Here is a 26,088-nt window from a genome sequence, read left to right as displayed (position 1 = left end):
AAAAGAATATGGACCCAATTCCAAGGTAGAGTGGTTGAATGCGCAAAGGAGGCGCATTTGGCCGATCGAATTTCCGTCAATGGACACCAGCATGCGGTCCCGGACGACCCGCGTGTCTCGCTGCTCGATTTCCTGCGGCAGGACGTCGGGCTGACCGGCACCAAGAAGGGCTGCGACCACGGCCAGTGCGGTGCCTGCACCGTCCTCGTCAACGGGGTCCGGATCAACAGCTGCCTCACGCTCGCCTGCATGCACGATGGCGACGAGGTCACGACGATCGAGGGACTGGGCACGCCGGAGGCACCCTCCGCGCTCCAGACCGCATTCCACGAACACGACGGGTACCAGTGCGGCTACTGCACCCCGGGCCAGATATGCTCGGCAACCGCGATGCTGAAAGAGATCGCCAGCGGCTGGCCCAGCGACGCCAGCGATACGCTGGAGGGGCCGATGTCGGTCTCTGGCGAGGAAATTCGCGAGCGGATGAGCGGCAATCTGTGCCGCTGCGGCGCCTACGCCAATATCGTCGCGGCCATTCGCGATGTGGCGGAGCAAAACGCATGAGGCCGTTCGACTACACCCGCGCCCGCACGCTGACCGACGCAGCGCAGATCACCGCAGACCCGGACACCGCACCCATCGCCGGTGGCACCAACCTGCTCGACCTGATGAAACTGCAGGTCGAGACCCCGCGCCAGCTCGCAGACATCAACCGCATCGGCCTCAACGAGATCGAAGACAGCGACGACGGCGGTCTGTCCATCGGAGCGCTGGCGACCAATACCGAAACGGCCGTTCACCCCCGCGTGCGGTCCGACTATCCCGTTCTGGCGCGCGCGATCCTTGCCGGGGCCACCCAGCAGTTGCGCAACAAGGCCACGAATGGCGGCAACCTGTGCCAGCGCACGCGCTGCTACTACTTCACCAATATCGACCAACCCTGCAACAAGCGCGAGCCCGGTAGCGGATGCGGCGCGATCAACGGGATCGCGAAGCTGCACGGCATCCTCGGTACCAGCGACCAGTGCATCGCGACCTACCCCGGCGATATGGCCGTGGCGCTGAGCGCGCTGGACGCACAGGTTCACATCACCACGCCCGAAGGCGGCGAACGGAGCGTCCCGGTCCGCGAATTCCATTGCCTGCCCGGCGATACGCCGTGGCGCGACAACGTGCTCGAAGCGGGCGAGCTCGTCACCCGGATCACGCTGCCGCCTCCCGTCGCGGGCACGCAGATCTATCGCAAGGTCCGCGAACGCTCGTCATATGCCTTCGCGCTCGTTTCCATCGCCGCCATCGTCGAGATGGAAGGCGGCCTCTTCACCCGCGCGGACCTCGCTTTCGGCGGCATCGCGCACAAGCCGTGGCACGATCCGCGCGTGTCCGAAGCTCTAATCGGCAAGGCTCCGTCGACGCAGCTGTTCGACAAGGCCGCGGACATCCTGCTCGAAGATGCGCGCGGTTACGGCGAGAACGATTTCAAGATCCCCCTCGCACGGCGCACGCTTCACGCCGTCCTCGAACACGCAACGGAGGACGCGGCATGACCGTCCATTTCAAGCAGAACAAGCCGGACAAGGCCAACCGCCTCGACGACATGAAGCAAGGCACGCTGGGCACGGCGCTGCCGCGGGTCGAAGGCATGGCGAAGGTCACCGGCACGGCGCCCTATGCTGCCGAGTATGTGCTGGACGGCTGCGCGGAAGGCGTCCTCGTGACGTCCACGATCACGCGCGGCGAAGTGACTGCGATCGACAAGGACGCGGCGCTCGCCATGCCCGGCGTCCTCGCGGTGATCGACGATGCGCGGATGACAACCCGCGCCGCACAGGGCACTGCGGGCGAAGCGCCCGAGCAGGGTCCCAGGCAAGTGTCGTACTGGGGCCAGCCGATCGCACTGGTCGTCGCGGAGAGCTTCGAACAGGCGCGCGATGCGGCCAAGCACCTGCGGGTCGAATATCGCGAAGAGGACGACGCTCCGCTCGACCCCCAGGCGGTCGAACCCGAGGAGCAGGAGGACGAAACCGTGCGGCAGGGCGACCTGGCACATGCGATGGCGCAGGCCGCGCATTCGGTCGACGTCACGATCACCACCAAGGGTCATTCCTCGGCCGCGATGGAACCTCATGCAGCCATTGCGCAGTGGGATGGCGACAAGCTGACGGTCTACGCATCCCTGCAGATGCCCAACTACAATATCAGCGAACTGGCCGACTCGCTGGGCATGGAAGAGGACGATATCCGCTTGGTCTCCCGCTTCGTCGGCGGGGGTTTCGGTTCGAAGCTCGGGTTGAGCGAGGAAACCGTTGCCGCCGCGATTGCAGCCAGGCAGCTCGGGCGACCGGTGCGCGTCGTGATGTCGCGCCAGCAGGTGTTCCAGTGCATCATGCGCCGCTCGGAAACGACCCAGCGGCTGCGGCTGTGCACCGATGCCGACGGCAAGCTGACCGGTTTCGGCCATCACGCGCTGGTTTCCAACCTGCCGCGCGAGTCATTCGCAGAGCCGGTGCTGCAATCCTCGCACTTCCTCTATGCCGGCGAAAACCGCGAGCTGATGCTGGAGGTCGCCCGGATCCACCGGATGACCGCCGGATCGGTGCGCGCGCCCGGCGAGGCCGTGGGCATGCCCGCGCTCGAGGCGGCGATGGATGTGCTGGCGGAAAAGGCCGGGATCGATCCGGTGGAATTGCGGCTGAAGAATATTCCCGAGAAAGCCCCCGAGTCCGGCCTGCCCTTCTCGTCGCACAAGCTGGCGGAATGCCTGAAGCAGGGGGCCGAGGCCTTCGGCTGGGACCATGGGCCGCGCAAGCCCCGCCACACGCAAGAGGGCGAGTGGTGGGTCGGCACAGGCATGGCCAGCGCCGCACGCGTTCACAATATTTCCGAAGCGAAGGCGCGCGTCACGCTGAAGGCGGACGGCACCGCGCTGGTCGAAACCGACATGACCGATATCGGCACCGGGACCTATACGATCATGGCGCAGCTGGCGGGCGAGATGCTGGGCCTTGCGCCCGACAAGGTGCTCGTCGATCTGGGCGATACGCGCCATCCGCGCGGCCCCGGATCGGGTGGCAGCTGGGGCGCATCCTCGATCGGCTCTGCGGTCTATGTCGCGAGCAATGCGATCCGCGAGGAACTGGCCGAGCGCATCGGTATTGCCGAGAGCGACCTCGAACTGACGGACGGCAAGGCGTCGTCGGGCGAGAGCCTCACGAGCCTGCTCGACGGCAAGGATCTCGTCCGCGAAGGCCATTACGAACCGGGCGATATCGAGGACGATTTCACTGCATCGGGCTTCGGCGCCTTCTTCGCGCAGGTCCGGGTGAACCGATTCACCGGCGAAACGCGGGTCGACCGGATGCTCGGCGCGTTCGGTTTCGGGCGCGTGCTGAACCAGAAGACCGCGCGCTCGCAGTGCCTCGGCGGCATTACCTGGAGCATCGGCGTGGCGCTGACCGAAGCGCTCGAATTCGATCCGCGCGACGGGCACCTGGCCAATTGCGACCTCGCCGAATATCATGTTCCCGTGCACCGCGACGTGCCCGATCTCGATGTCATCATGGTCGAGGAACGCGATCCCGCCGCGAGTCCGATCCAGGCCAAGGGCATCGGCGAGCTCGGCATGTGCGGCGGCGCGGCGGCGATTGCCAATGCGATCTACAACGCCTCCGGCGCGCGCATCTTCGACTACCCGATGACGCCCGACCGCGTGATCGCGGCTATGCCGGACTGATGCTCGCCGAACTCGACCGAGCATCGATCCTCGGCGAGGACCATGCCGCGCTTGCTGCTGCGGGGGAGCCCGGGGTGGGCCTGTGCACCGTGGTCGGCATCGACGGCAGCTTCTCGCGGCGCCTCGGCGCGCAACTGGCGGTGTCTCCCGACGGCTCCACGATCGGCAGCCTGTCGGATGGCTGCCTCGAAGCGCAGCTGGCCTCGGATATGCGCGAATTGCAGCGGCCGAGCGTGGTCCGTTACGGTCATGGATCGCCCAAGATCGACTTTCGCCTGCCATGCGGCGGCGGGCTCGATATCCTGCTCGATCCCATGCCCGACCGCAGCGCCTGCGCCGAAGCGACGGCGGCGCTGGCCCGGCGCGAACCGGCCCGGCTTGCCCTGCCCGCCGTCTCTCCGTTGGCCGAGCGCCACTACATACCCGCACTGCGCATCGTCGCATTCGGCGAAGGGCCCGAACTCGAAGCGCTCGTTCGTCTGGCTTCGGCGATGGGAACCGAACTCGACAGCTTCGACAAGCAGCGCCTCACGCTGGGCCAGGCGGCGAGCGAGTGCAGGTTCGACTGTTGGACCGCCGCCCTGCTGCTGTTCCACGATCACGAGTGGGAGCTGCCGCTGCTCGAACAGGCGCTTTCGAGCGAGGCCTTCTATGTCGGCGCCCAAGGCGGTGAGAATGCCCGGATCGCACGCGCACTCGCCCTCGGCGGGCGCGGCGTTGCCGAGGAGGATATTGCGCGGGTCCGCAGTCCGGTCGGCCTGATCCCCGCGTGCAAGACACCGACCAGCCTCGCCCTATCCGCGCTAGCAGAGGTGGTCGGGCAATACGAGCGCATGCATGCCGGCGCCTGATCGCGGAACGGCTTTCATCCTCCTCGCGGCAGGTCGCAGCCGACGCTTCGGTGGTGAAAAACTGACCGCCGATTTTCGCGGGGCGCCGCTGTGGGAATGGGCCGCAAAGGCGGCGGAGAACGCGGGCTTTCGCCATCGCTACATCGTCACCGGCGAGAATTCCCCGCATTTTGCGCGGCCGGGCTGGACGCAGGTTACCAATCCGCACGCCGAACAGGGAATTGGCACGTCGATCGCCGCAGGGGTGGAGGCCGCATCGGGGCACGACCGGATCGTGATCGCGCTGGCCGATATGCCGCTGATTACCGCAAACCACCTGCAACGTCTCGCAGAGGCCGACGGCACGGTCTTCACGCGGCAGGAGGACGGCAGGCCCGGTAGTCCCGCCGCCTTTCAGCGGTCGGCGTTCGCTTTGCTGCAGACGCTCGATGGAGACAGGGGCGCGGCCAGCCTTGCCTTTCCCCAGGGCACGACCCTCGCTCCAAACGCATACGACACGCTGGCCGACGTCGACACGCCGTCGCAATTGTCGGCGCTATCTCGCGATGTGAGTGGACAGCTTTCATAATCGAACCTATACCCGTCTCTGGAGAGAGGATTGGTTATGGTTACGATCTTGGGTGGCTGGCAAAGCGACTTCTCGCGCAACTGGGCGCGAGAGGGCATGGAAATCGCCGATGGCTTCGCTGAAGCCCTCGCCAACGGGCTCGAGGCGACCGGCATCGAACCGGGCGAGATCGAAACGGGCCATGTCGGCAACTTCGTGGCGGACATGTTCGCGGGCCAGGGCCTGCTCGGCGGGTTCTTCGCTCAGGTTCACCCCGAGCTCGACGGGCTCCCCACCTCGCGGCACGAGGCCGCTTGTGCAAGTGGGTCGATGGCCATCCTCGGCGCGGCGGCGGAGATCGAGGCGGGCCGCTACGACACGGCATGCGTCCTCGGCATCGAACTGATGCGCAACGTGCCGGGGCAGGAAGCGGCGGAGAATCTGGGCGCGGCGATCTGGCAGGGGCACGAGTTGCAGGATGCCGTCTTCCCCTGGCCGCGCGCCTTCAGCGATCTCTCCGAGGAATACGAGAAGCGCTACGGCCTCGACTACCGCCACCTGATGCGGATTTCGGAAATCAATTTCGGCAATGGCCGGCGCAATCCGAACGCTCAGACGCGCAAGTGGCAGTTTACCGACAAGAGCTTCACCGCCGACGACGAAGCGAACCCGGTCGTCGAAGGCCGCACGCGCAAGATGGATTGCGGGCAGGTCACCGATGGCGCCGCCGTGGTCTTCCTCGCGTCGGATGAGTGGGCCGCCGAGTGGGCGCGCAAGCGCGGCAAAGACCCGGCTTCGTTGTCGCGGATCACCGGCTGGGGCCATCGCTCGGCACCGATATCCTATCGCTCGAAAATCAAGGCAAGCGAGAACGCCGAATACGTTTTCCCGCAGGTGCGCCGCGCGGTGATGGATGCGCGCGCACGCGCCGGCGTGGACCTGAATGCGATCGACGCTTTCGAAACGCACGATTGCTTCGCGATGACCGAATACATGGCGATCGACCACCTCGGCCTGACCAAGCCCGGCGAAGGCTGGAAGGCGATCGAGGATGGCACGATCGAGATCGGCGGCGCGAAGCCGATCAACCCGTCGGGCGGTCTCATCGGCCTCGGCCATCCGGTCGGTGCCACGGGCGTGCGCATGCTGCTCGACGCGCACAAGCAGGTGACCGGAACCGCGGGCGACTACCAGGTCGAAGGCGCGCGGCGCATGCAGACCCTCAATATTGGCGGTTCGACCACCACCACCGCAAGCTTCATCGTCGAAAACGCACAAGCGGCGTGATTTCGCGTCGCAACCTGATGGCGTTCGCCGCGCTGCTTTCGATCCCACTACCAGTCCCCCTACTCGCCAAAGCAAGGAGCCCCAGCATGTCCCGAATGGAACAGTTTCAGGCCGTCATCGACTCGTGGAAGCGCAAGGACGTCGAGGCTGTGCTCGGCGCGATGACCGACGACGTCGTCTGGCATTTCGCCGCCGCAATCGCTCCGCCCGCGCGCGGCAAGGCCGAAGCGCGCGCCTTCATCGACGCTTTCGGAGCCAATATCGGCGAGGTGCGCTGGCGGATCTTCCACCACTGCGAGGAGGGGGACCGGCTGTTCGTCGAGGGGGTGGACGAATACACGACGAAGGACGGCATCGACATCGCGGCACCCTACGCCGGGGTCATCGAATTCCGCGGCGACAAGATCAGCGGCTGGCGCGACTATGTCGACCGGGGCGTGATCGACAGCCAGAAGGCGGGCGACGGCTGGTCCGACCAGGTCAAGGGACTCGTCGGGCGGCCAGCGCAATGAATGCGCCCCATTCCCCCGATAGCTGGCGCCAGGCTCCGTTCCGCCACGCCGAATTCCTGCCCGTCGATCTCGATGTGCAGGAAGACGCGGACGGCACGATCCGCCTGAAGAGCAACCAGCCCTTCGAGCCGATCGATGCCAATCTCGCGCGCGCGTTCCTGAAAACCGCCGGTCGGCTCGGCCATACGCAGGCTCTCGCCGAGCGAGGCGCGGGCGGCGAGTGGGCCTATACCAGCTTCGCCGATCTCGCCCGGCAGGTGAACGGCGCATCGCAATGGATGCTCGACAACCTGCCGCGCGGCGGCGTGTTCGTTATCATGGCGGAAAACAGCGTCGCGGTGGCCGCGCTCAGCTTCGCCGCCTTCGCGACCGGCACGATCCTGTGCCCGATCAGCCCGGCCTACGGCATGGCGGGCGGCGACCACGCACGCCTGCGGCATGTTTTCGACTCGGTCTCGCCCGCCGCGATCTATTGCGACCCGCGCGAGGCCTATGCAGCTGCCCTGCGCGATATCGGCTGCGAGGCGACCATCATTGCGCGCGATCCCGCCGTCTTCGGCGATGGCGCCATCTGCCTCGCGGATGTCTTCGCGACCGAGCCGACCGACGCGGTGGCTGCGGCGATCGAGCAGGTCGATACCGAAGCGGCTGCGCAATACATGATGACGTCCGGCTCCACTGGGCTGCCCAAGGTCGTCCAGCAATCGCTCACAGCGCTGGCCGCGAACACCGCGCAGGGCATCGGTCTGATCGGCCGTGCCGCCGGATGGGACGACGTGATGCTCGACTGGCTGCCGTGGCACCATGCGGCAGGCGCGAGCGTGCTGCGCGCAGGGCTGATCCAGGGCGGAACGCTGCACATAGATGCCGGCAAGCCCGCGCCCGGCCTGTTCGACACGAGCATCGACAATCTGCGCGACATTTCGGTGCCCTATTTCAACAATGTCCCGCTCGGATACTCCATGCTCGTCGACGCGATGGATCAGGACGAGGCGCTGCGGGATACCTTCTTCGCCAAGATGCGGCTGATGCTCTACGGCGGCGCGGGCCTGCCCCAGCATGTCTACGACAAGCTGCAGCGCCACGCGGTCGCCGCGACCGGCCACCGGATTCACATGACCACCGGCTACGGCATGACCGAGACCGTTTCGGGCTGCTGCGCGATCCATTTCGAAACCGACAAGGTCGGCATCGGCCTGCCCGGCCCCGGGGTCGAGATGAAGCTGGTCCCCACGGGCGAGCGCTACGAGGCGCGGCTCCGTGGGCCCATGCTGATGATCGGCTATCTGAACGAGCCGGAAAAGACCGCGGCGGCCTTCGATGAGGAAGGCTACTACCGCACAGGCGACCTCGTGGTGTTCCACGACCGCGACGATCCGGCGCAGGGCCTCGTCTTCGCGGGCCGGATGGCCGAGGAATTCAAGCTGTCCAACGGCACCTGGGTCTATGGCGGGCAATTGCGCGAGCAGCTGCTCAAGGTGCTCAGCGACGATGTCGCCGAGCTGGTGCTGGCGGATGACGGCCGCCCCTTCCTCGCGATGCTCGCATGGCCCAAGCCGGGCGCGACACTCGACGAGATTGCGGGCAAGCTGGCGGACTTCAACCAGGGCCAGCAGGGCGGATCGGCGAAGATCCGCCGGGTCACGCTGCTCGAGAATCCGCCGAGCGCAAATGACCACGAAATTTCGGACAAGGGCACGATCAACCGGCGCGCGGTGCTCGATAACCGGGCCGACGCGGTCGAGGCGCTGTTCGCCGACGATCGGCCCACCAGCGTGCGCGAAGTCTGATCTCAAACACTACGCAATAGGGGGAATTTGAATGTCGGTCTGGGCGCTGCTCGCCATCAATGCTGCAATACTCGTCGCGTGTTTCGTGGGACTCTGGCTGATTTGCCTGAAGCCCAAGGACGTCACGCCGGTCGATAGCTTCTGGGCCTTCGGCATGGTCGTGATGGCGATTTCCAGCTTCATCTTCGCCACCGGCGATCCGCAGCGCAAACTGTTGCTGCTGGCGCTGACGGCGGTGTGGGGCGTGCGGCTGGGCAGCTACATGCTGTGGCGCTGGCGCGATCACGGGTCCGACCGGCGCTATGTCGCGCTGCTGGGCAAGGCGCAGGAACGGCGCGGCTGGTCCTTCGCCAAGGCGAGCGCGCTGCTGGTCTTCGCAACGCAGGCCCCGCTGCTGTTCATCGTCTGCCTGCCCGCGCAGCTGGGCCAGGTCGACGACGCCCCGCCGATCGGCACTCTCGGCATTATCGGCGCATGCGTCTGCCTGTTCGGCGTGCTGTTCGAAACGATCGGCGACCTGCAACTGGTCCGCTTCAAGCGCGATCCGGCGAACAAGGGCCAGGTGATGGACCGTGGCCTGTGGCGCTACACGCGCCATCCCAATTATTTCGGCGATGCCTGCGCGTGGTGGGGGATCTGGCTGGTCGCGGCCGAGACCTCGACCGGCGTCTGGAGCATCATCGGCCCGATGCTGCTGACCTGGACGCTGATGAAATGGTCTGGCGCGCCGACCATCGAAGGCAAGATGAGCCGGACGAAGCCGGGATACGCGGACTATGTCCGCCGCACCTCCGGCTTCGTACCATGGTTCCCGAAACGGGCCTAACGGCCCCGCTGGGCGCCTAGCGCCCGAACTCGCGCAGCTTGGCACCTGCGGCGCTGTCGAGATATTCGTCGAGCCGCTTGATCTTCCCGTTTTCGAGGCTGACGACGACGCATGCATCCATCTGCCACGCTTCGCCATTAGGCAGCGTGGCAGACAGGATGTGCTGCTGCATGAAGCCGTTGGGGATCACTTCGCGGCGCTGCACGGTGTACTTGCGGTCGGGCAGCGTCTCCACGAACCAGTTGAGCGTCTTCACATTGTCGTCGAGCGATTGTTCGCCATTGGTGTTGTGCCAGATCACCCCGTCGCGGGCGTAGCAGGCGCGCATGGCCTCGGCATCGCCGCGCTGCACGGCGTCAACGAAATGCGCGGCGAATTCCTCGATTTCCTGGTCGGTCATTTCTCTCTCCCGAAGTTGTGAAGTCTGTCGCGGGCGGCGCTCCAGCCGTTCTCCAGCGTATCGACGATATCGGCCAGCGGCTCGGTATCGGTGATGGTGTGCAGGCCCTGCCCTGCGGCCCAAAGGTCGCGCCATTTCTTGGCCGGGTCGCCGCCGTAATCGCGCGTGGCGGGCTTATCGAGCGCGTCGAGATCGTACCCGGCCTTGACCAGCGAGGGCTTGAGCCAGCTCGCCGCAGTGCCAGTGATCGCAGGGCTGACGACGAGGTCTTCCGCGCGCGAATCGACGACCATCTGCTTGTAATCGGGCTCCGCCATGCTTTCCTCCGCCGCGAGGAAGCGCGTACCGACATAGACAAGGTCCGCCCCCGCCGCGACCGCACCCGCGACGCCCGCTCCATCGGCAATCGCGCCGCCGACGCAAACGATGCCGTCGAAGAACTCGCGCAGGACGCTGACGAAGGCGAAGGGAGACAGGCTGCCGGTGTGGCCGCCCGCCCCGCTCGCTACCGCGACCAGTCCATCGGCCCCGGCTGCGGCGGCCTTGCGCCCCAGCTTCTCGTTCACGACGTCGGCCAGCACCAGCCCGCCGTAGGAATGCACCACCTCGATCGCTGGGACGGGGCTGCCGAGCGCGGTGATGACGATCGGCGGCTTGTGCTTCGCGACCATCGCCAGATCGTCCGCCAGCCGCGGGTTGGAGGAATGGGTGACGAGGTTCGCCGCCCACAGCCCCGGAGCGTCGGCGGTTTCGGCGACGATGCGCGTCATCCATTCGTCCACCTGCTCGGTGGTGCGGCAATTGGGCGTGGGAAACGCACCCACGATCCCTGCACGAGCGGCGGCGATGACCATGTCCGGGCCCGAGACCAGGAACATCGGGGCCGCCACCACGGGCAGCCGCAGGCGGTTCAGTATCTCTTTGCTCATCCCAGCCTTTCGACAATCATTGCTGCGCCCACGCCCTGCGCTCCGGTGCACACGACCATGCCCAGCCATCCATCATCCGCGTTGAGGACATCGAGCAGGCTGGAGGTCAGAATCGCGCCGGTTGCGCCCATCGGGTGGCCCTTGGCGATATGTCCGCCCGATACGTTGACCTTTGCAGGATCGACGGGACAATCGCGCAGAAACTTGGCGTAGGTCACCGCAAAGGCTTCCATGAATTCGATCCGGTCGAGCTGGTCGAGCGTCAGGTCGGCCCGTTCCAGCGCCTTTTCCATCGCGGCGAACCCTGCGGTCAGCGAGGCGCGCGGATCGCTGCCCATTTCGGCGTAGGACAGAATTCGCGCCCTCGCGCCCTCGCCGCTGGCGGACAGCAGCGCGAGCGCCGCCCCGTCCACGATCGGGGGAGCATGGCCGACCGTGTGGCTGTGAACCGGTTCGCCTTCCAGCGCATGCGCATATTCCTTCCCCCATGCCGTGAAGGTGGGCGGGAGCGCGTCCAGTTTCTCCAGCGTGGTCGGCCGGATTGCCTCCTCCCGGTCCAGCCCGGCGACGGCGATGCGGCTCGCGTTGAAGGCCGCATTGTCCTCCGCGGCTGCGGCGAGCCTCTGCGAGCGTTCGGCAACCTCGTCCAGCTCGCGGCGCGAGATGCCTTCGGACTGCGCCAGCAGGTCGGCCGCGAGCCCCACGGGGATGTAGCGTCGCGCGGGCGGAAAATCGCGGTCGGCATAGTAGTCCGCGCGGTCCCCCATGAAGGGAACGCGGCTCATCATCTCCACCCCGCCCGCGAGCGCCGATGTGGCCTGCCCCGCCTCGATGGCATCGGCGGCCTGGGCGATCGCGGTCAGCCCCGAGGCGCAGAAATTGTTGACCGAATGGACCACGCAAGAATCGGGCAGTTCGGCAGCCATCTTCGCGACCATCGCGATGTGGCCGCCCTGCGCCCCGACCTGCCCCACGCAGCCGAGCGTGAATCGGTCGATCGCCCGCGCATCGCGCCCGCGATCGCACAGGGCATCGACCAGATGGGTGACGAGGCCGTGGGGCGTTTCCCCGGCGAGCGCCCCGTCGGGCCTTGCCTTCCCGCGCGGCGTGCGCACGGCGTCGTGAATGTAAACGGTCATGCAGCGCTCCAGGCGGCAGGGGGATGAAAGGCGAACAGGCCCGGCGGTGCCGCGACGACGTGCGGTATCGCGTTGATCGCCACCGCAATCGTCGCGTCGGTCAGCGCGCGGCTCGGCGGCTTCGACGGGTCGCCTTCCTCGATATCGAGCGTCATCCTGATTACCGGTCGCCCGTCCAGCCGGAGGGTCCAGTGACCTTGGCGATCGTCGCCATGCAGCGATGGATCGGCGGTCCAGAGGATCGACAGCAGCAGTTCGGGCCCGAGATCGGTCTTCGCCGTCCAGCGCCACTCGGTCGCCGCCACATGGCCGGGCCTGATCGGCCCCGCAGCGGTCTCGATGTCTTTCTCCGCCAGGGTGAGGCGGTGGTCCGGCACGATCTCCGTTACCTTGCCGCCCATTTCAGCAGCGAAGAAATGCAGCACCTCGGAAAACAGCGTACCATAGAGGTCCGCCAGAGGGCCTTCGCGGATGTCCTTCGCGGCCGGGTCGCTGTCGAGACCCATCAGTCCGAAGACGAATTCGGGGCTCGCCATGCCCGAGGCATCGACCGTCTCGAACACCGAAATCCGATCGAGTTCGTGGCTCATCGCGCTTGCCGCCAGGGCCAGTCGCTCGACGACCATGCCGGGGTTCACGCCCACGCCCGCCAGCGTCACTCCGCCGCGCATCGCCGCCTCTCTCAGACGGCTTGCATAACCCGCCCCATGGGCGTCCGGCCAGTGAAAGCCCGCGATGGACACAACGTTCTTGCCGGATTCGAGCAAGGCCACGACATCGTCGACCAGCGCGTCGTAGGGCTGCGTTATCCGCGGGCAATGGAGAACGACGTCGGCATCCAGCGCCAGAATCTCGTCACGGTCACTGGTGGCAAGAACGCCCGTCTTTTCCCGCTTCGCCAGAAGGCCGGCATCGGTTCCAGCCTTCTTCGACCCGTAGACGTAGGCTCCGGCGAGCGTCAGGCCCTGCGCATCGATGATCCGCCGCAGACCGGTCCGCCCCATAGATCCGGTGGCCCACTGGATTACGCGCGTCATCAATACCCTCCCTTTGAATTGACGTCCTAACCATTCTCCCCGATGATGTCAGTATATTTATGAAAGTTAAAACGGGAGAGAGCGATGTTCCTGACCCCAGCCGATAGAGTGCGCGATTACGAGGATCGCGGATGGTGGAGCGGCGAGAGCGTCGACGCCGTGACGCGCCGCGCCGTTGCCAGCGGCAGGGACGGCGATGCCCTGGTCGATCCTTTCAACCGCGCGAAGCTCGACGGGCACGAGCCCGAACGGCTCAGCTGGCGCCAGCTGGACGAGCGGATCGACCGACTGGCGGCGGCCCTGCTGGACGAAGGGCTGGAGAAGGACGACGTGATCCTTGCCCAGCTTCCCAACACGGTGGACGCGGTGCTGCTCTTCCTCGCCTGTGCGCGTCTGGGTGCCATTCTGTCGCCCGTGGCCATGCCGTATCGGCGGCACGAGCTCGAATTCATCGCCGGGCAGGTCAAACCCCGCTTCTTCGTGACCGTCGAGAGCTTCGCGGGGTTCGATCACGCCGCGCTGGGCCGGTCGCTGGCAGAGGAGCGCGGTGGCCTGCAGGTGCTGACCTTCGGCGGTGGGGAAGGCGACCTGCGCGCGAAAGCCGCCGCGGCATCGCCCTCGCGCACCCGCGCCCATGTCGACGCGAACCCGGTCGCGGGCGGAGAGGTGCTGACGATCTGCTGGACCAGCGGAACCGAGTCGCGCCCCAAGGGCGTCCCGCGCGATCACAATCACTGGATCCTCAATGCCGAGGTCGTGGCAGACGGCACTGGCGCGCAGGAGGGCGACGTGCTGCTCAACCCCTTCCCCCTCGTGAACATAGGGTCGATCGGCGGGCTGGTGATGCCGTGGCTGCTGCTCGGCACCAAGCTGGTGCTGCACCACCCCTTCGATCTGGGTGTGTTTCTCAAGCAGATCGAGCAGGAACGGGTCAGCTACACGATCGCCCCGCCGGCCGTGCTCACCGCGTTGCTCAAGCAACCGCAATTGCTGGATAGCGTCGACATATCCTCGCTCCACACGGTCTCGTCCGGATCGGCGCCCCTGTCGCCCTGGCTCATCGAAGGCTGGGCCGCCAAGGGCATCGAGATCACCAACGTCTTCGGTTCGAACGAAGGCGCGGGGCTCTTCTCCAGCGCGGCCAGCGTGCCCGACTATGCCAACCGCGCGCGCTATTTTCCGCGCTTCGGCGCGGAGGGCCAGACCTGGGAAGCGCGCAGTCACGAGGTATCGCGATCGCGCCTCGTCGATCCCGAGACCGAGGAGGAGATTGCCGAGCCCGGCCGCCCCGGCGAATTGCGCCTCGGTGGCGCGAGCATCTTCTCCGGATACTGGAATTCGCCCGAGCTGACTGCGGCGGCCTTCGATGAAAAGGGCCACTACCGAACAGGCGACCTGTTCGAGATCGCAGGCGAAGACGACCGTTTCTACCGCTTCATTGGCCGGTCGAAGGAAATCATCGTGCGCGGCGGCATCAACATCTCCCCGGCGGAGATCGATGATCTGCTGATCGGGTTCCCCATGGCGGTGGAGGCCGCGACCGTCGGCATTCCCGACGACCGGCTGGGCGAGCGTATCGCGGTGGCCGTCGTGCCCGCCGACGGTGCCCGGCCGACGCTGGAAGACGTGACCGCCTTCCTCTCCGAACGCGACGTCGCGATCTACAAGCGGCCCGAACGGCTGGTCACGGTGGACAAGCTGCCGCGCAATCCGATGAACAAGGTGATGCGCAACGAACTGCGCGCCATGGTGCAGGAACGAATCGAAGACTGAGCGCCGATCAGGCGGCCAGCGCCTCGCGCTTGCGGACCTTGGCCGCATCCAGCGTTTCGCTGTCGACCCAGGTCGAATGCGTTCCGCTGGAAAGCTTGTGCGGCAGCGCAATGCGGCAGACCGGCCCTTCCTCGAACTTCTTGCAGTCGATCAGGACGCACTCGGACGTGCCCTCGTTCTCGTCGATGATGAAGCTGACGAGGTAGCCATCGTCCTCTTCGGTCGAACCGATGCGCGGGGCGAACGGCGCCTCCGACGCGTAGCGCCCCTGATCGAGCTTCAGCTCGATGCCCTCGCCCGTTTCGAGATCGTGCTTCACGAAGCCTTCGAACAGGAACCAGCCGGGCTTGGCGACGGTGGAATAGACGTAGCGGTATTTGCGCCCGGCGAACTTCTGGTTGATCATCCCGAATTCGACCGTGCGATCGTCGAGCCGTTCCTCTTTCGTCGTGCCGTCGGCAAGGTTGAAGCGCCAGCGGTGCAGCTTCGTGCCGAGCGAGTGGCCGTCGAGAAAGGCCATCATGTGCGCGTGCTCCCCATGCTCCTCGAAACCCTCGGGCCTGGGCGTAGGGTTCTCCTGGAAATAGCCGTCGAGGATGACCTCGTCGCCCTCTTCATAGGCATTGAGCCAGTGGAGCACGTAGGTCGGCTCGGCCTCGAACCAGCGAATCTCATCGGGGTTGCCGTTGCGGGGGATCAGGGCGAAGCGCGAGGGGACGCCCTTGTGCAGGCGGACCGCATGGAGGTTCCGGTGCTTCATCAGTTCCGCATCCCAGAACACCGGCAGGTCGTTGAGGATCGCCCAGTTTGCCGAGAAGGTCATGTCGTGCGGAAGGCGCGGCCCCGGCAGCGGGACCGGAATATAGGTCTTCAGCTTTCCATCCGCGTCGACAACGCCGTAATGCATGTACGGAGGGTGCTTGCTGTAGTTGAAGAACAGCAGCTCTCCGGTCGCCTCGTCGACCTTGGGATGAGCCGAGATGCCGTCGATCGGCACCCACGGCGCGACCCCTTCGTTATCGAGCGTTTCGGGGTCGAGCACGTAGCCCTCACCGCACTGGTAGAAGGTGGCGATGGCCTTGCCGGCATGGACGACGATGTCGGTCGAGGCAGCATCCTTGAGGTCGCCCTTGGCGCCATAGCCGGGCCGCTTCGATACGCCCGGCCCATCGGCGAGGCCGCCCCACAGCGCCCCGCCCTCGATCTGTTCGGCCTCGAAACAGCGCGTGCGCACGAAGCGGTTGCGATAGGTAGCCCGACCTTCCGAAAACGCGATCTGGTGGATCATCCCGTCACCGTCGAAAGGATGGGGGCGGCCGATCGGCTGGTGGACGGGATTTTCCGTGTTGCGAAGGTAGATGCCGTCGATGTCCTTGGGAATCTCCCCCTCTATCACTTCGAGCTCGGACGCGTTCACCTCGTCATGCTGGGGGGTCCACGGCCCGGACATGTAGGGATGGTTCGAGGGGCGCAGGGTCGTCTTTACCCGCGGCAGCTTCTCGACATGCATGGCAACTCGATTCCTCAAATTTCGGATTGGTCGGAAAGCGGGATAGCGCGACTCGGTATTATTTTGCAAGTTAGTTTCCCGGGAGTACGATCTAGGGCTTGACCATCGGCGAGCGACCGGTCATCCCTTGCTTGCATAAAAATACCAATGGGGAGTTGTTATGTCTTTGGGCCTGATCTTTTCCGCGTTCGCGCTCGCGACCCAGCCCCCTGCCAGTTCGGACATGCCCGACGCACCCGCCAGTCGGGATGCAGGCCAGGAGGAGAGTGAGATGGACGCCAGCGCAGAACACAATATCGCGGTCGTGAAGAAGATGATCGCCGCGTGGGAAGCTCTCGACGCGGATGCGATCACCGACATGTTCACGCAGGACGGCGTGCTCCATTCGGTCATGATCGATCCGATCGTGGGCCGCGACGCCATCCGTCCGCGCATGGCCTTCCTCGTCGACAATGCGACCCACATGCGCCTCAACGTGCGCAACTGGGCGGTGACCGGAAATACCGTCTTCATCGAGCGCGAAGACGAATTCACCTTCAAGGGCCACGAAGGCAAGGTGCCCGTCGTGGGCGTCCTCGTGGTCGAGGGTGACAAGATCAAGGAATGGCGCGAATATTACGACCGCGCCGAACTGCTCGAAGAGATGGGAGTAGAAGGCGATTTCTGAGGTCGCGGCGCCGGAGCCGATCCGCACCGGACGTACGCCGCTGAGAGCCTGGCTGACGCTGGCCGCGCTGTTCATCGCCTATATCTGCAGCTTCATCGACCGGATGATCGTCAGCCTGCTGGTCGACCAGATCAAGGCCGACCTGGAGATCAGCGATTTCCAGATCAGCCTGATCCAGGGCCTGGCCTTTGCGATCTTCTTCACCGTCGCCTCGATCCCGATCGGGCGGCTGATCGACCGGGTCAACAGGACGCGCGCGATCGCTGCGGGTATCGCGGCATGGAGCGCGGCGACCGTCGCGTGCGGTCAGGCGAGCAGCTTTATGGGCCTGTTCCTTGCGCGCATGGGCGTGGGCGTGGGCGAGGCCGTGCTCTCGCCCGCCGCCTATTCCATCATCGCCGACAGTTTCCCTCGCCGCAGGCTGGGGCTGGCGATGGGTCTGTTCGGGCTCGGCAGCGCGACGGGTGCAGGGCTTGCCTTCATGATCGGCGGCGGGGTTGTCGCTCTCGTGGCGCAAGCGGATACAATGCAGCTGCCGTTCTTCGGCGCGGTGCGCCCCTGGCAATTCGCCTTCATCGTGGCCGGACTGCCGGGCCTGCTGATCGCGCTGGCCTTCCTGTTCATTCCCGATCCCGGCAGCGCCGCCCGCGCGGTCAAGACCAAAGGCCTGCCATGGTCCACCGTGTTTGCCGAATTGCGCCAGCGGGCAGGATTCTACTGGTCGGTCTTCGGCGGCGTCGCGGCAGTGAACCTGTCGGTCCTCGGCACGGTGAACTGGCTGCCGGCAATGTACATGCGCGGCTTCCAGACCGATCTTTCGACCACTGGCTATATCGCAGGCGTGCTGCTGATCGCAGGCGGACTGCTCGGCATGGTCGGCGGCGGAGCGATCATGGATCGCGTCGGCGGCGGAGTACCGGCCGCGCGGATGCGCTTTTGCGGCTGGGCGGTCGCCATTGCGATCATTCCCGCCGTTGCCTTTCCGCTGGTGCCCAACATCTGGCTCGCCGGGCTGCTGTTCGTCGCCTTCTTCACCGCCGCCGCAGCCGTGGTGAGCGCCGCGCCCAGCGTGCTTCAGGAACTGGCGCCCGAAGGCATGCGCGCAACCATCGCGGCGGTGTACGTGTTCGTCATCAACGCGGTGGGCATCGGCATCGGTGCCAGCGTGACCGCAGCGATTTCCGACGCGCTGTTCCCCGGTGGAGACGGCATTCGCAACGCCATGGCGATCGTGGCACCGTTCGGATATGCAATCGGCGCAGCACTGTTTTTCAACGCGGCGAAGCATGCTAGGCGCTGAGAGCTATGAACGCTCCGGCCCGAATTCGTACCTGCTCCATATGGCGGAGCCTCGAAGTTGTCGGCGACACGCCCAGCCTGCTCGTCATCGAGGCGAGCTGGCTGGGTGAGCGCCGCTTCGACGGCTTTCGCAAACGCACCGGCTTGCTCAAGGCGCTGCTGAGCGACCGGCTGAAGAAGCTGGTCGCTGCGGGGCTGTTCGAAAAGCGCAAATATTGCGACACGCCCGAACGTTACGAATACGTGTTCACCGAGAAGGGACGCGACGTCTACTGGATCTCGCTGATGATGCTGCGCTGGGAAACCGGCTGGGCAAAATCGGGCAATATCGCGGTCGAGCTGACCCACAAGAATTGTGGGAAACGCTTCCGTCCCGAGCCCGCCTGCGGGAGCTGCGGCGAAGTGGTGAATGCGTTCGAGGTCGATTGGCGCGAGGGCCCGGGTGTCGGCCTGATGGCCCCGATCTACAGCCGCCGCCGCCGTCAGCGCCATTCGCCCGAAACCGCGACGACGCTGATGAACGAAGCCGCGCAACTGATGGGCGACCGCTGGGCCAGCCTGATCATGCGGTCGATCTTCACCCATCTGAACCGCTTCGACGAGATCAGGCAGGACACGGCCATCGCGACCAACATTCTGTCCGAACGGCTCAAATGGCTCGAATCCATCGGCGTCATCCGACAGAAGCCCGATCCCGACTCCTCCTCGCACACCCAGTACCGCCTAACGCGAAAGGGCGTGGAATATTACCCCGTGCTGCTGATGCTCATGATCTGGGGCGACCGCTACTACGCCTCGCCCGAAGGGCCGCCGGTGGTATTGTTCCACAAGAACTGCGGCCAGCCGCTCAACCCGCAGGTCGTTTGCTCCGAATGCCACGAGCCGATCGCAAGCACCGACGTCGAGTTCGAGATCGTCGGCGAGGCATCCTGATTACACTTTCATTATCGAACCAACCCGTCTAGCCTTCGAGGCATGACTCAACGTTCGACTATCGTGACCGGTGCCGGTACCGGTTTGGGTGCGGCATTCGCGAAAGCAGTCGCCGCTGGCGGATCGCGCGTTCTTGTCAACAACCGCCGCCATGCCGGCCGGCCCTACCCGGCCGATGATGTCGTCGAAGAGATTGCCGCCGCGGGCGGCTCCGCAGCGACGAGCGAACACGCGGTCGACGATCCCAACGGTCCGGAATCGATCGTTCAGGCTGCCGTCGATCAGTTCGGCGGTCTCGACGCGCTGGTTCTCAATGCGGGGATCAGCGGGCCGGCGATCAAGGTCGGCGATGGCGACACCGAGCTTCGCCAGGTCATGGAGATCAATTTCTTCGCCAACACCCGGCTGGTCGAAACCGCGCTGCCGCTTCTGCGCCTATCGGACGCCGGCCGGATCGTGATCGTCTCTTCGACCGGAGGACTTCACGGGGTGCGCGGCCGGTCGGCCTATGCCGCTTCGAAGGGGGCGATCACGGCCTATGGCCTCAGCCTCGCCGACGAACTGCGGCGCGAAGGAATTCTCGTCAATGTTCTGACGCCCTACGCGCAGACCAAGATGACCGCACGGCCCGACCGCGTGCCCGATCCACGCCTCTCCCCCGAAGGCGCCGCCGGGATTTGCGCCTGGCTGGCAAGCGCGGCGTGCGACCGGACGGGCGAGATCTGGGTGGCGGGCGGCGACCACATGCGCGCGGCAAAGGCGATGGAGAGCCGCGCCGCGCCATTCGCCCCCGATCGCATAGACGAGCTGGCGGCCATGCCGCAGCCACGCAGTTTCGGCGGCGGGGAGGCCGCTTTCGCAGATTTCTACCGCGACGCATTCGGAGAGGATTGATGAAAATAGAAGGCTGCACCGCCCTTGTAACGGGTGGCAACCGAGGCATCGGCAAGGGTTTCGTGGAGGAGTTACTGGAGCAGGGAGCGCGCAAGGTTTACGTAGCGTCGCGCAAGCTCGAGGACGCACAGGAAATCGCCGATGGCGATGATCGCCTGGAAGCTGTTCAACTCGATGTGACCAGTGCCGAGCAGGTCCGCGCAGCCGCAGAAAAGTGCACGGACGTCGATCTGATCGTCAACAATGCCGGGGTCTTCCACCTCGGGCAGACATTGCTCGGCGCCGAGGACGAGGACTCGATGCGCGAGACGATGGAGGTCAACTTCTTCGGCCCCGTGCGGATGATCCGCGCCTTTGCGCCAGTGCTCAAGGCCAATGGCGGAGGCGCGGTGATCAACGTGCTGTCGGCCGGTGGCATCGTCGCGGTGCCCTCGATGGGCGGTTACAGCCCGTCCAAATTCGCGATGCGGGCGGCGGGCGATTGCCTGCGGCCCGAACTGGCGAAACAGGGTACGAGCCTGCACGCGCTGATCGTCGGCTCGGTCGACACGCGCATGGCCAAGCATGTCACCTGGATGGAACAGGCCTCCCCGCGCGATATCGGCAAGGCCGGGATCGTCGCGGTCGAGCATGGGATCGAGGAGCACGATACCGATCCGCACGCGGTTTCCGTCCGCGCCTTCCTCGCGCGTGATCCCGCCACGCTCAAGGCGTCGATGGCCCGCGGTCTCGAAAATCCGGACGGGAAACGCTGACATGGCACATGCGAACACGCTCGATACACTGCTTGCCAAGCAGGACATCCGGGATTGCATCATGCGCTACGCCCGCGGGATTGATCGCGGCGACGAAGAGCTGCTGCTGAGCTGCTACTGGGAGGATGCGCACGAGATCCACGGCCCGGCCTATAACGGCCCGGCGGTCCCCTACCTGAAGGGAGCAGCCGAACGGATGAAGGCCAACAAGCCCGTCATGCAGCACTTCATCGGCAATATGCACATCGAACTGGACGGCGACGACACCGCCCATGTCGAAACCTACATCCTGACTTTCGCGCGCTTCGCGAAGGACGGGCAGGATTACGACACCTTCACCGGCGCGCGCGCCTTCGACCGGTTCGAGAAGCGCGACGGCGAATGGCGTATCGCGCACCGCCAGGCGGTATTCGACTGGAACCGCGATGCGCCAACCGCAGAAACGTGGTGCCTCGGCCTGTTCGATACCGGGCACGAGGACATGGTCATGGGCCAGAAGGCCCCCGACGACCTTACCTACCGCCGCGCATAGGCGCGGCCCGTCACATCCCGGGGGCTGGGGTCCCCCACTCACCAGCCCCAGCCCCAAAAAAGAAGCCCGCAGGTTCGACCTGCGGGCTTTCGAGTTTGGGACGGACGCCTCCGAAGAGGCGCCCGCGCTTGGAAGATGGTTAGAACTGGACCGAGACTTCCGCACCGTAGGTGCGCGGCGCGCCCAGGCGCGATGCCTCGTCGCCGAAGAACGCGATGGCGTTCGTGCGATAGGTCTCGTCGGTCAGGTTGCGGCCCCAGATCGAGAAGGTCAGGTCCGGGGTCGGGCTGATGGAGATGCGTCCGTCGAGCAGGCCGTAGGCAGGCTCGTTGGCGGAGCCTTCGGGGTTCCAGCTGATGCTGCCCTGCTCGTTGTAGCTCAGGCTGGCCGAGAAACCGTCGCTCCAGTTGCCCAGATCGGTGCTGTAGCGGGCCGACAGGCTGTACTGATAATCGGGTGTGCGCTGCAGGAACTTGCCGTCGTTTACATTGCCTACCGAGTCGGTGAACTCGATATATTCGGTGTCGAGCAGCGTGAGCCCCCCGCTGAGCGTGAGACCGGGCAGCGGGACCACCTGCAATTCGGCTTCGATACCCTTGATCTCGGCGTCCGCCGCGTTGTCGGTGATGTTGCACAGACACACGTCCGAGGTCTGGGTAACCTGCAGATCCTTGTAGTCCATCATGAACGCCGCAAGGTTCAGGCGAGCGCGGCGATCGAAGAACTCGAACTTGCCGCCGACTTCGATGTTCTGGACCGTCTCGGGATCGTAGCTGCTCTGCGCGGCCAGGGGGTTCGCCGGATCGTCTTCGAAACCACCTCCCTTGAAGCCTCTCGAGAAGGTCGCATAGAGCAGGATATCGTCGTTGGGTTCGAATTCGACCGTGAACTGCGGCGTGATCTCTTCCCAGCTGTTCGAATAGTCGGTCGTGTAGCCGCCCCCCTCGACATAGGTCGGCGATAGCGGCGAGGACGGCACGGGATCGTCAGGCGTGAACCGGTCGCCGGTCTCCAGCGCCAGACCGCGCACCGTACCGCTCTTCTCGTCGCGCGAATAACGCACGCCGCCAACGACGCGGAACGCTTCGCTGAAGCGGTAGCCCAGCTGCCCGAAGACGGCATAGGATTTGTTGGTCCCTTCGTTGAACCAGGCGGACTGTCCGTTGAGGGTGGGGATGACGGGAACCCGGATCTCGAAGGAGATGATGTCGTCCTTGCTGACCTCGTCATGCTGGAAGTAGCCGCCCAGGATCCAGTCGAAGCCGCTGATTTCCGCCACGGGCGATACCAGCCGCACTTCCTGGGTGAACTGCTTGATTTCCTCCGCCTCGCGCACGGGGGAGCGGAACAGCAACGGCACAATAATCCCGTATTCGTTGCTCGGCCCGATCCCCGTCTGATCGTACACGCTGAAGGCTTCGCCCTCACGATAGCCGGTGATGCTGGTAAGAGTGGCGACGTCGAAGTCGTAGCTCATGTTGAGCGTCAGGCCGAAGGCCTCGCGATGCAACTGTTGGGGTGTGGGCGATGTATCGCCCTTGTATGTCTGGTAGTCGGGCAAGCTTTCCCGAATATCGAGCCCGCCGGGGCGCAGCGCTGCAACCTGCTCGCGCGCGGTACTCCACGGGCCGGCACCGTCGGCGGGACCATCGAGGGTGACCGAGTGGAAGCCGTTGGAATCGTCGTTGGTATAGTCGGCGATGAAAACTGCGGAGAACGCGGAATCCAGCGGCTCGAAAGCGATCTGGCCGCGCATCTGCACGCTGTCGACATTGTCGAGGTCGACATCATGGGCGACATCGTAGTTGAAGCCGTCGCGGTTGCGCACCTGAAACGCGAGGCGCGCAGCCAGGGTGTCGCTGATCGGCCCGGTAATGTGTCCGCGCACCAGCTTTTCGTCGTAATTGCCGTAGGACGCGGTCATGCCGCCTTCGAAATTCCGCTCGGGCCGTGCGCTATAGATGCTGATGGCGCCGCCGACCACGTTCTTGCCCAGGAGCACGCCCTGCGGACCGCGGATGACCTCCACACGATCGACGTCGAACAGGTCGAAATTGAACAGGCCCGAACGCCCGACGTAAACGTCGTCGACGAAGATACCGACCGACTGGTCGGCCGAAGGGGAGTCGAGGCGGGTGTTGGTGATCCCGCGAATGTTGAACTCCTGGTCGAGCGGCGACAGCGCGGTAAAGGAAAGCGACGTCGCCTGCCCCGCCAGATCCTCGAAACTCAGCGTGCGGGTCTCTTCCAAGGCATCGCCGGAAAAGGCGGAGATCGCGGCCGAGGTGTCCTGGACGGTGCTTTCGCGCCGCTGGGCGGTCACGACGATCGTCTGGAGCGTATTATTGTCGGAATCCGGGTCGGCCTGCTCCTCCATGGCCTCGTTGTCGGCGACCACGGAATCCTGAGCGACTGCCGGAGATGCCAGCAGGCATGTCGCCACCGCCAGTGAGCTGCACGCGAAAAAGCGGGTCATATTCCTCTCCCTCAAATGGCAGCTGTTGCTGCTCGTTGGCTGGGAGTTAGATCACCGAAGTGGGTTCGTCAATGCAAGTTGATTGCCCCCAACCCTATTTCCTGTAGCAGATTGGCGATTCTCGGCGCTTTCCCTTGTTGCCGTAACGCGTCTGCGAAGCGCTCGCTCTCGCAAAACGTCTGCAATCGGGAGTCCTATCTCTTTCAAAGTAATACCAACGGGCTTCAGGCGGCAGCGACATCGTCGTCAGAAGGCACCTTTGAAATCGGACTTTCAAACCAAGCCGCCATGCCGCGGCATCAGCGGCCCGCCATGCCGGCTCCAGCCAGGAAAAACTCGGTCCGCGCTCGCAACCGGTCGCTCGAATGGCGGGAACCGACGCCGTGCGAAATGGCCTCGGCATGCAGGTCGCTCACGATCATATCGAGGAAGATTTCGGCCAGCGCCTCGGGCTCCCCATCCATGGCCACCCCTTCCTTTTCCCAAGTGGAAAAGGCGACCTCGAGGGCGCGTTTGGTGCGGGTGGCTGTTCGCTCGAAGAAGCGACTCGCGAAATCGCGGTCATTTATACTTCGGGCGATGACGATCCGCACCAGCGCGACCACCTCGGGATCGAGGAAGTGGCCGTGCAGCCCTTCGGCGATCCGCTGCAGGATGTGCGCGGGCGAACCTCCTTCGGCCACCACGCCCTGAATGATCTCCTCGCCCGAGGCCGCCTTTTCGAAGACCACAGCTTCGAGCAGCCCGTCCTTGCTGCCGAACACCTTGTAGACGGTCGCGAGCGACCCGCCGGCCCGCTCGACGATGTCGCCAAGAGTCGTACGCTCGAAGCCTTGTTCGACGAAAAGGGCTCGCGCGGCCTCGACAACCGCATTCCTGCGGCGATCCAGGCGACAGAAATCTTGGGCATCGTTCATTCTATAATAGCTCTATGAAAGCGGGTTGCGGGGCAATGGTGTAATCACTATTACACCTTCGCACCTGCACAAAAGCTGAAAGCCGTCCCCATGAAGCGCATCCTCTCAGGCATGATCGCCTGCCTCGTCATTTCTGCATGCTCCGGCGGGGAGCCCGCGCCCGAACCGCAAGCGGTTCCGGTGAAGACGATCGAGGTAACCCGCCAGTCGGTGCCCAACGTCATCGAACTCCCTGGCCGAGTGGAGCCCGTCCGCTCCGCAGAGGTCCGCGCACGAGTGACCGGCATCGTTCAGGCGCGTCTTTATGAGGAGGGCACCGACGTGCAGGCGGGCCAGCCGCTCTTCCGGATCGACCCGCGCGAATTGCGGGCGAGCTATGCGCAAACGCAGGCCGCGCTCACCCGCGCGCGCGCCACGGCGGCAAATGCCCGCGCGGTGGTCGACCGTTACCGCCCGCTGGTGGAAGAGAACGCGATCAGCGGTCAGGAATACGACGCGGCGCTGGCTGCCGCGCGCGAGGCGGAGGCGAATGTCGCGCAGATCCGCGCACAGCTCGACGCTGCATCGCTCCAGCTGGGCTACACCACGGTTCGCGCGCCGATTGCCGGCCGGGTGGGCCGGGCGCAGGTGACCGAGGGCGCTCTGGTCAGCCAGACCGAAGGCACGCTGATGACCCGGATCGAGCAAATCTCGCCCGTCTATGTCAGCTTCGCGCAGGCTGCGAGCGAGGTGCTGAGGCTGCGCCGCGCGATTACCGCCGGTGAAATCGAGCTCGACGAAAACGATCGGGTCGAAGTGCGCCTGACCTTCACCGACGGGACCGAATACCCCGTGCCCGGCTATATCGATTTCCTCGCCTTCTCGGTCGACCAGCAGACCGGGACGGTCGAACTGCGCGCCGAATTTCCCAACCCCGAAGGCCTTCTGCTGCCGGGCGAGTTCGTCCGCGCTCAGATCTATGCCGGTGCCGTCCAGAACGGCATCATGGTCCCCCAGCGCGCGGTCTCGCTGACGGAAAACGGCGGATCGGTGTTCGTCGTCGATGGCAATGGCCAGGCGGCGGTCCGCCCGGTCCAGCTCGGCGCGATGGTCGATGGCGAATGGATCGTCGAAAGCGGCCTCCAGCCCCGCGACCAGGTGATCGTCAGCAATCTGCAGAAGATCCGCCCCGGCGCGCCGGTGAAGGTCGCCAACGCACCGACCGGGCGCAAGCCTGCGGCCAAGCCTTCCGGAAAACCATCTGCCAAACCGTCCGCCCGCGCGACCGGAGCGGAGTAAATC

The 26,088-nt window shown here is 65.3% G+C and carries 24 protein-coding genes; 17 read left to right on the top strand and 7 right to left on the bottom strand.

Annotation, left to right across the window (positions count from 1 at the left end; translation table 11 throughout):
* The first annotated feature begins 57 nt into the window (after positions 1-57).
* From DL238_RS06625 to DL238_RS06585, 9 genes are all read left to right on the top strand, one after another.
* Positions 58-564 (top strand): 2Fe-2S iron-sulfur cluster-binding protein, encoded by a 507-nt coding sequence (locus DL238_RS06625; protein ID WP_234030990.1) that lies wholly within the window; start codon positions 58-60, stop codon positions 562-564.
* Complete coding sequence (locus tag DL238_RS06620) at positions 561-1,547, top strand: FAD binding domain-containing protein (protein WP_115491543.1); 987 nt, start codon at positions 561-563, stop codon at positions 1,545-1,547. Before DL238_RS06625 ends, DL238_RS06620 begins: the two co-directional genes overlap by 4 nt.
* On the top strand, positions 1,544-3,733 hold the full coding sequence (locus tag DL238_RS06615; protein WP_115491542.1) for a xanthine dehydrogenase family protein molybdopterin-binding subunit: 2,190 nt from the start codon (positions 1,544-1,546) through the stop codon (positions 3,731-3,733). Before DL238_RS06620 ends, DL238_RS06615 begins: the two co-directional genes overlap by 4 nt.
* Positions 3,733-4,584 carry an XdhC family protein gene (locus DL238_RS06610; RefSeq protein ID WP_115491541.1) on the top strand — a complete coding sequence of 284 codons (852 nt, stop codon included), beginning with the start codon at positions 3,733-3,735 and terminating at the stop codon, positions 4,582-4,584. Before DL238_RS06615 ends, DL238_RS06610 begins: the two co-directional genes overlap by 1 nt.
* A complete protein-coding gene (locus DL238_RS06605; RefSeq protein ID WP_115491540.1) occupies positions 4,571-5,152 on the top strand; it encodes a nucleotidyltransferase family protein in 582 nt (193 codons plus the stop codon). Before DL238_RS06610 ends, DL238_RS06605 begins: the two co-directional genes overlap by 14 nt.
* Before the next feature lie 36 nt (positions 5,153-5,188).
* Positions 5,189-6,418, top strand: coding sequence for an acetyl-CoA acetyltransferase (locus DL238_RS06600; RefSeq protein ID WP_115491539.1), 1,230 nt, complete (start codon positions 5,189-5,191; stop codon positions 6,416-6,418).
* A gap of 86 nt (positions 6,419-6,504) precedes the next feature.
* Complete coding sequence (locus DL238_RS06595) at positions 6,505-6,930, top strand: nuclear transport factor 2 family protein (RefSeq protein WP_115491538.1); 426 nt, start codon at positions 6,505-6,507, stop codon at positions 6,928-6,930.
* A complete protein-coding gene (locus tag DL238_RS06590; RefSeq protein WP_115491537.1) occupies positions 6,927-8,720 on the top strand; it encodes an AMP-binding protein in 1,794 nt (597 codons plus the stop codon). The genes DL238_RS06595 and DL238_RS06590 overlap by 4 nt, the downstream gene beginning before the upstream one ends.
* Positions 8,721-8,751: 31 nt before the next feature.
* Positions 8,752-9,546 carry a DUF1295 domain-containing protein gene (locus tag DL238_RS06585; protein WP_115491536.1) on the top strand — a complete coding sequence of 265 codons (795 nt, stop codon included), beginning with the start codon at positions 8,752-8,754 and terminating at the stop codon, positions 9,544-9,546.
* A gap of 16 nt (positions 9,547-9,562) precedes the next feature.
* On the opposite strand, the gene DL238_RS06580 is transcribed toward DL238_RS06585, so the two are convergent.
* The 4 genes from DL238_RS06580 to DL238_RS06565 are packed head-to-tail and all read right to left on the bottom strand — an operon-like array spanning position 9,563 to position 13,051.
* Positions 9,563-9,946 carry a nuclear transport factor 2 family protein gene (locus DL238_RS06580; protein WP_115491535.1) on the bottom strand — a complete coding sequence of 128 codons (384 nt, stop codon included), beginning with the start codon at positions 9,944-9,946 and terminating at the stop codon, positions 9,563-9,565.
* Positions 9,943-10,875 (bottom strand): NAD(P)H-dependent flavin oxidoreductase, encoded by a 933-nt coding sequence (locus tag DL238_RS06575; protein ID WP_115491534.1) that lies wholly within the window; start codon positions 10,873-10,875, stop codon positions 9,943-9,945. The genes DL238_RS06580 and DL238_RS06575 overlap by 4 nt, the downstream gene beginning before the upstream one ends.
* On the bottom strand, positions 10,872-12,014 hold the full coding sequence (locus tag DL238_RS06570) for an acetyl-CoA C-acyltransferase (RefSeq protein ID WP_115491533.1): 1,143 nt from the start codon (positions 12,012-12,014) through the stop codon (positions 10,872-10,874). The genes DL238_RS06575 and DL238_RS06570 overlap by 4 nt, the downstream gene beginning before the upstream one ends.
* The gene (locus tag DL238_RS06565; protein WP_115491532.1) at positions 12,011-13,051 is read right to left on the bottom strand and encodes an NAD(P)H-dependent amine dehydrogenase family protein; all 1,041 of its coding nucleotides are present in this window, start codon (positions 13,049-13,051) and stop codon (positions 12,011-12,013) included. The genes DL238_RS06570 and DL238_RS06565 overlap by 4 nt, the downstream gene beginning before the upstream one ends.
* Before the next feature lie 84 nt (positions 13,052-13,135).
* On the opposite strand from DL238_RS06565, the gene DL238_RS06560 reads away from it, so the two are divergent.
* Positions 13,136-14,824, top strand: a complete 1,689-nt coding sequence (locus tag DL238_RS06560; RefSeq protein ID WP_115491531.1) for a class I adenylate-forming enzyme family protein — start codon at positions 13,136-13,138, stop codon at positions 14,822-14,824.
* A 7-nt stretch (positions 14,825-14,831) separates the two neighbouring features.
* Here DL238_RS06560 and DL238_RS06555 read toward each other — a convergent pair whose 3' ends face one another.
* Entirely contained in the window at positions 14,832-16,334 is a 1,503-nt protein-coding gene (locus DL238_RS06555; protein WP_115491530.1) for a carotenoid oxygenase family protein, read from the bottom strand.
* Positions 16,335-16,494: 160 nt separating this feature from the next.
* Here DL238_RS06555 and DL238_RS06550 point away from each other — a divergent pair, with 160 nt between their 5' ends.
* The 6 genes from DL238_RS06550 to DL238_RS06525 are packed head-to-tail and all read left to right on the top strand — an operon-like array spanning position 16,495 to position 21,414.
* The gene (locus DL238_RS06550; protein ID WP_115491529.1) at positions 16,495-17,001 is read left to right on the top strand and encodes an SgcJ/EcaC family oxidoreductase; all 507 of its coding nucleotides are present in this window, start codon (positions 16,495-16,497) and stop codon (positions 16,999-17,001) included.
* Positions 16,994-18,301: an MFS transporter gene (locus tag DL238_RS06545; protein ID WP_325048447.1), complete on the top strand. Its 1,308-nt coding sequence runs from the start codon at positions 16,994-16,996 to the stop codon at positions 18,299-18,301. Before DL238_RS06550 ends, DL238_RS06545 begins: the two co-directional genes overlap by 8 nt.
* Positions 18,302-18,306: 5 nt before the next feature.
* Complete coding sequence (locus tag DL238_RS06540; RefSeq protein WP_115491527.1) at positions 18,307-19,233, top strand: winged helix-turn-helix transcriptional regulator; 927 nt, start codon at positions 18,307-18,309, stop codon at positions 19,231-19,233.
* Between the two features lie 42 nt (positions 19,234-19,275).
* On the top strand, positions 19,276-20,127 hold the full coding sequence (locus DL238_RS06535; RefSeq protein WP_115491526.1) for an SDR family NAD(P)-dependent oxidoreductase: 852 nt from the start codon (positions 19,276-19,278) through the stop codon (positions 20,125-20,127).
* Positions 20,127-20,882: an SDR family oxidoreductase gene (locus tag DL238_RS06530; protein ID WP_115491525.1), complete on the top strand. Its 756-nt coding sequence runs from the start codon at positions 20,127-20,129 to the stop codon at positions 20,880-20,882. Before DL238_RS06535 ends, DL238_RS06530 begins: the two co-directional genes overlap by 1 nt.
* Position 20,883: 1 nt before the next feature.
* A complete protein-coding gene (locus DL238_RS06525) occupies positions 20,884-21,414 on the top strand; it encodes a nuclear transport factor 2 family protein (RefSeq protein ID WP_115491524.1) in 531 nt (176 codons plus the stop codon).
* A gap of 139 nt (positions 21,415-21,553) precedes the next feature.
* Here the strand turns inward: DL238_RS06525 and DL238_RS06520 are convergent, their stop codons facing one another.
* Both DL238_RS06520 and DL238_RS06515 read right to left on the bottom strand, forming a co-directional pair.
* The gene (locus tag DL238_RS06520; RefSeq protein ID WP_115491523.1) at positions 21,554-23,890 is read right to left on the bottom strand and encodes a TonB-dependent receptor; all 2,337 of its coding nucleotides are present in this window, start codon (positions 23,888-23,890) and stop codon (positions 21,554-21,556) included.
* 299 nt (positions 23,891-24,189) lie between these two features.
* Positions 24,190-24,807 carry a TetR/AcrR family transcriptional regulator gene (locus tag DL238_RS06515; protein WP_115491522.1) on the bottom strand — a complete coding sequence of 206 codons (618 nt, stop codon included), beginning with the start codon at positions 24,805-24,807 and terminating at the stop codon, positions 24,190-24,192.
* Between the two features lie 90 nt (positions 24,808-24,897).
* Between DL238_RS06515 and DL238_RS06510 the strand changes: the two genes are divergently transcribed.
* A complete protein-coding gene (locus DL238_RS06510; RefSeq protein ID WP_115491521.1) occupies positions 24,898-26,085 on the top strand; it encodes an efflux RND transporter periplasmic adaptor subunit in 1,188 nt (395 codons plus the stop codon).
* Positions 26,086-26,088: the final 3 nt, after the last annotated feature.

It is taken from the genome of Alteriqipengyuania lutimaris (genome assembly GCF_003363135.1).
Lineage (GTDB): Bacteria > Pseudomonadota > Alphaproteobacteria > Sphingomonadales > Sphingomonadaceae > Alteriqipengyuania > Alteriqipengyuania lutimaris.
This window is presented reverse-complemented; position numbering and strand designations above follow the sequence as displayed.